Genomic DNA, 4,057 nt, shown 5'->3' on the forward strand with positions numbered 1-4,057 from the left:
GGCTCAACCGGAACCGGCGTCTGGCAAAGGATTTCGAGGGTACAATCCATTCCGCTACCGCCTTCCTCTACGCCGCATCCGTCATGCTCCTCACCCGCCGACTCGCTCGTTACACATGAGTTCCGAGTCAGACTCTTAGCCGACGAAACAGGCGGCGCATTTCTGCTTTCACCGCCGGCAGGGTGGGCGCCGCCAAACTCAACCTTGCTGCACGCGCGCCGCCCCTTTCGGCGGAATCTGGTATTTGGCGTAGATCAGCTTGGATGGCGGCGGCAGCGCGCCGGGCGGCGGATGCGGCGCGGCCTGCACGGGCTCCGGCATGGTCTGCATTGGTGCCATCGGAGCGGGCATTGAAGCCGGCAGCGGCGCGCTGCCCTTGCCGATATGCCGCACCGAGACGACCTGCCTGCCGTCCGGCGCCGGCGCGACGGTCACGGTCTCGCCGCACACCTGTCCCGACCCGGAGACCGATACCATTGACACCTGGGTGAAGCCGAAATCGCCCGGCGGGACGGCGATCCGCATTGCCGGCATGATCGGCTGCATCGCGAGGCGCTGGAGTGCTGCCATGCTCGTCCGCATCAACGCCATCTCGCGGAGCATGGCGTGCGGCCTCGGCAGCAGAACCGGCTGAAACACCGGCACCGGCACAAAACCGACCGGAATCATGACGAGATCGGGGGCGGCGGGACGGGCCGCCCAGGCGACGGCAGGCAATGCCAGCGCAGCCGCCGCAATCAGCAGAATTTTCTTTCCGATCATGACGACATCATCTCCTTTGTGGGGGGAAAATCCCCGGATCGGCAATCTTGGTGTGACCTGCTGCATTGTCCAGAATCGGAATGGCCTTCAGCGTTCACAAGCACGCGTGCTTCGCCCGTCCCGCCTCGCCGCGATCGGCGGAACAGCGCTGGACATCACAGAGACCATTTTATACGGAACAAAACATTGCACTAATGCCTGAAAACGATCGAAGCACGAACCCGCTTCGCGGGAGAGGTGCTTGGGTTGAGAGCGGCGGACAAATTCGAATGAATTTGATTGATTGAACGGGCTAGCGGCCTGTTCTGAACATGATGGCTCCTTCAACCCTAGAGGAGCCACCGATGAACAAGTTGATGTCGCCATCCACAGGCACTGGGCTGCGCCAGCGCTTGATCGAAGACATGAGCGTGCGCGGGTTTACCGAGAAGACCCGTCGCGACTACATCCGCAGCGTCGCCGGCTTTGTGTCATTCCTGGGCCGTTCACCTGACACGGCGACGGCGGAGGACATCCGGCGGTTTCAAATTCACCTGTCGGAACTGGGGATGCATGCGCCGGCGATGAACAGCACGGTTTCAGCGCTGCGCTTCTTCTTTACGCACACACTCGACCGGCCGGAGATCTCTCGCAAGCTCATCCGCCTGCGCTATGCCCGCAAACTGCCGACCGTGCTGAGTGCCGACGAGGTGGCGCGGCTGCTGGCCGCGGCCAAAAGCCTCAAGCATCGCGCTGCCCTTGCCGTTGCCTATGGTGCGGGCCTGCGGGTCGCCGAGGTAGCCTCACTCAAAGTGGGGGATATCGACAGCGCGCGGATGCTGATCCGCGTCGAACGCGGCAAAGGTGGCCGGTATCGCCACGCTATGCTGTCGCTCGACCTGCTGACCCTGCTGCGGGCCTGGTGGCAGGAGGGCCGGCGCCACGGGGTGATGCTGCATGGGGGTTGGTTGTTTCCCGGCCAGGACCCGGCCAAGCCGATCACCACCCGCCAGCTCTCGCGCGTCGTCGAGGATGCGGCAGCCGCCGCCGGCATCACCAAGAATGTCAGCCCGCATACGCTGCGGCACTATCTGCCCCGCCTAACTATGTCGAGTAGCGGGATTTCGGTTCAAGATTCCAAAGGTTTATAGGACAGCGTGTAGAGATAGTTTGTGGCCTTTCCGGCAATCCAGCTTGGAAAGGGAGCAAGCAATGACGTATTTCATAAGTGATGATTTGGCGATGTCGCGGCCGCCAGAGGGCCCGGTGGCGAGTTACATTATTCCGTTTTCCGAGTGGCTCGCTGATCGAGGCTACGGTCTTGTTTCTATGAGGAACCAGGTGCTGATGGCTGCAGGCTTCAGCAAATGGCTCGGGCAAAAGGGGATTGAGCTAAGCGACTTAAGTGAAGAGCATGAGCTATGCCGGAATTTGGGTGACGCCGGTGATCAGGCGGCGTTCTGTGCTGGCGTCTGGATGACCTCGACGCCGTTCTGGAATTTAATGCCCTGAATGACCTTGGGCAATTGATTTTCTCCCTTCAGTTTTCGCCATGTCCTGGCGGCGGCCATCACCAGCTTGAACACCATCAGCCGGGCAGTGTCCTGCGACAGCGCGCCCTTGGTGCGGATTGGACTTGCTTCGGAAAAGTGGAGAGCTCCTGATGCGTCAAGAGGAGTTTTCTGGACATGAAGCAGAAGCGGTTCACGAGGGAATTTGAGGAAGAAGCGGTCCGTTTGTTGCGGACAAGCGGAAGGACGAAGCGAGAGATCGGGGAGGATCTTGGCGTCAGCTTGTCGACCTTGACGCGGTGGCTGTCGCGCAGCCGGGATCGTGTCGTGGACGAGCCGGAGCGACGGCCGGCAGGAGAGGACCCGTCGGCGGAACTGAAACGGCTGCGGCGGGAGAATGAGATTCTGCGCCAGGAGCGGGACATTCTGAAGCGGGCCACGGCTTTTTTCGCCAAGGAGGGAAGTCGGTGAGGTTCGAACTCATCGACCGGGCGAAGAAGGACTTCCCTGTCCAGCAGCTTTGCCGGGTGCTTGGGGTCAGCCAGAGCGGTTATTTTGCCTGGAAATCCCGCCCTTCCAGCCAGCGGCAGCGGGAGGATATGGTGCTGCTTGCGCATGTCCGTTCGGCCTTCTCTCTGTCGAATGGCACCTATGGCAGCCCGCGCATGACCCGGGAGCTTCGTGATCAGGGCCTGGCGGTAGGCCGCAGACGCACCGCGCGCCTCATGCGGGAGAACGGGTTGCGCGCCCGGCAAAAGCGGCGCTTCAAGCGGACGACGGACAGCGAGCACCCCTGGCCGATCGCCCCGAACCTGCTGGACCAGGATTTTACCGCCACGGCCCCCAACCAGAAATGGTCGGCGGACATTTCCTATGTTTGGACCCGAGAAGGGTGGCTTTATCTGGCGATCGTGATGGACCTCTTCTCCCGGCGGATTATCGGTTGGGCCGTCCGTGACCGGCTGCACCGCAACCTCGCCCTGGCGGCGCTCCGTCAGGCATTTGCCATTCGTCGTCCCAAACCCGGTCTGATCTGTCATTCCGATCGCGGCAGCCAATATTGTTCCATCGATTATCAGAGCGAACTTCACCGGCATGGGGCCCACATCTCGATGTCCGGTAAGGGTAATTGCTTTGATAACGCCATCGTCGAGACCTTCTTCAAAACCTTGAAGTCGGAACTCGTTTGGCGGACGGTGTTTCTGACGCGCAAGGAGGCTGAAACCGCCATCGGCAACTATATCGACAGCTTCTACAATCCCGTCCGGCGACATTCGTCTCTGGACTTCGTCAGCCCAGCCGCATACGAGAGGCAGGGCGCCTGATCAAAAAAACTCTCCACTTTTCCGAAGCAAGTCCAGATCGTCCTGTGGCGCACCGTGGCGAACACGCTCTTGATCGGATTGGAGGTGCGCAGGTGATCCCAGTGTTCGGCCGGGAAGTCATAGAAGGTCAGCAGCGCGTCCCGGTCCTTGATCAGGCAGGTGACCGCCTTCTCGTATTTGGCCGCGTATTTCTCGGCGAAGGTCGCGACTCGTATTTCTCGGCGAAGGTCGCGACTGCCGCCTCGGCCGTGGCCCGATCCGGGGCAGTCCATATCTCGCGCAGATCGGCCTTCGCGGCCGGCTGGATGGATTTCGGCATTTTGTCGAGCACGTTGACGGTCTTGTGCACCTAATGCCGACATCGGCATTAGGTGCATCATGCCGACTTCCGGATTATGCCGACCTCCGTCCGCAACTCGGCCTGGGAGGCGGTGATCGCTGTGAAGGAAGCGGCATAATAACGCCGGCCTGAGGATCAGT

General features: G+C 61.1%; 4 protein-coding genes and 3 pseudogenes. 4 read left to right on the forward strand and 3 right to left on the reverse strand.

Annotation, left to right across the window (positions count from 1 at the left end):
• A pseudogene (locus AiwAL_RS19730) lies at positions 1-119 on the forward strand (IS5/IS1182 family transposase); the annotation flags it as partial.
• Between the two features lie 79 nt (positions 120-198).
• Here AiwAL_RS19730 and AiwAL_RS19735 read toward each other — a convergent pair.
• Positions 199-762, reverse strand: a complete 564-nt coding sequence (locus AiwAL_RS19735; RefSeq protein WP_262313438.1) for a hypothetical protein — start codon at positions 760-762, stop codon at positions 199-201.
• A gap of 344 nt (positions 763-1,106) precedes the next feature.
• Between AiwAL_RS19735 and AiwAL_RS19740 the strand changes: the two genes are divergently transcribed.
• Together AiwAL_RS19740 and AiwAL_RS19745 are read left to right on the forward strand one after the other, a co-directional pair.
• The gene (locus AiwAL_RS19740) at positions 1,107-1,892 is read left to right on the forward strand and encodes a site-specific integrase (protein WP_235705730.1); all 786 of its coding nucleotides are present in this window, start codon (positions 1,107-1,109) and stop codon (positions 1,890-1,892) included.
• A gap of 61 nt (positions 1,893-1,953) precedes the next feature.
• Entirely contained in the window at positions 1,954-2,253 is a 300-nt protein-coding gene (locus AiwAL_RS19745) for a hypothetical protein (protein WP_235705729.1), read from the forward strand.
• Here AiwAL_RS19745 and AiwAL_RS19750 read toward each other — a convergent pair.
• Positions 2,190-2,372 (reverse strand): annotated as a pseudogene (locus AiwAL_RS19750) (IS256 family transposase); the annotation flags it as partial. The gene AiwAL_RS19745 and the pseudogene AiwAL_RS19750 overlap by 64 nt on opposite strands.
• Positions 2,373-2,429: 57 nt before the next feature.
• Between AiwAL_RS19750 and AiwAL_RS19755 the strand changes: the two are divergent.
• A protein-coding gene (locus AiwAL_RS19755) for an IS3 family transposase (protein WP_408851989.1) occupies positions 2,430-3,577 on the forward strand; the annotation gives its coding sequence in 2 pieces (ribosomal slippage) (positions 2,430-2,694 and positions 2,694-3,577; 1,149 coding nt in all).
• A gap of 35 nt (positions 3,578-3,612) precedes the next feature.
• Here AiwAL_RS19755 and AiwAL_RS19760 read toward each other — a convergent pair.
• Positions 3,613-3,926, reverse strand: a pseudogene (locus AiwAL_RS19760) (transposase); the annotation flags it as partial.
• Positions 3,927-4,057 lie beyond the last annotated feature (131 nt).

Origin of the sequence: Acidiphilium sp. AL (assembly GCF_025499445.1) — a bacterium.
In the GTDB taxonomy this organism is placed as follows: Bacteria; Pseudomonadota; Alphaproteobacteria; order Acetobacterales; family Acetobacteraceae; genus Acidiphilium; species Acidiphilium iwatense.

Coding starts and splice junctions, on each gene's coding strand:
- AiwAL_RS19740 (WP_235705730.1), top strand. CDS start 1,107: ATGAACAAGTTGATGTCGCCATCCACAGGCACTGGGCTGCGCCAGCGC.
- AiwAL_RS19735 (WP_262313438.1), bottom strand. CDS start 762: ATGATCGGAAAGAAAATTCTGCTGATTGCGGCGGCTGCGCTGGCATTG.
- AiwAL_RS19745 (WP_235705729.1), top strand. CDS start 1,954: ATGACGTATTTCATAAGTGATGATTTGGCGATGTCGCGGCCGCCAGAG.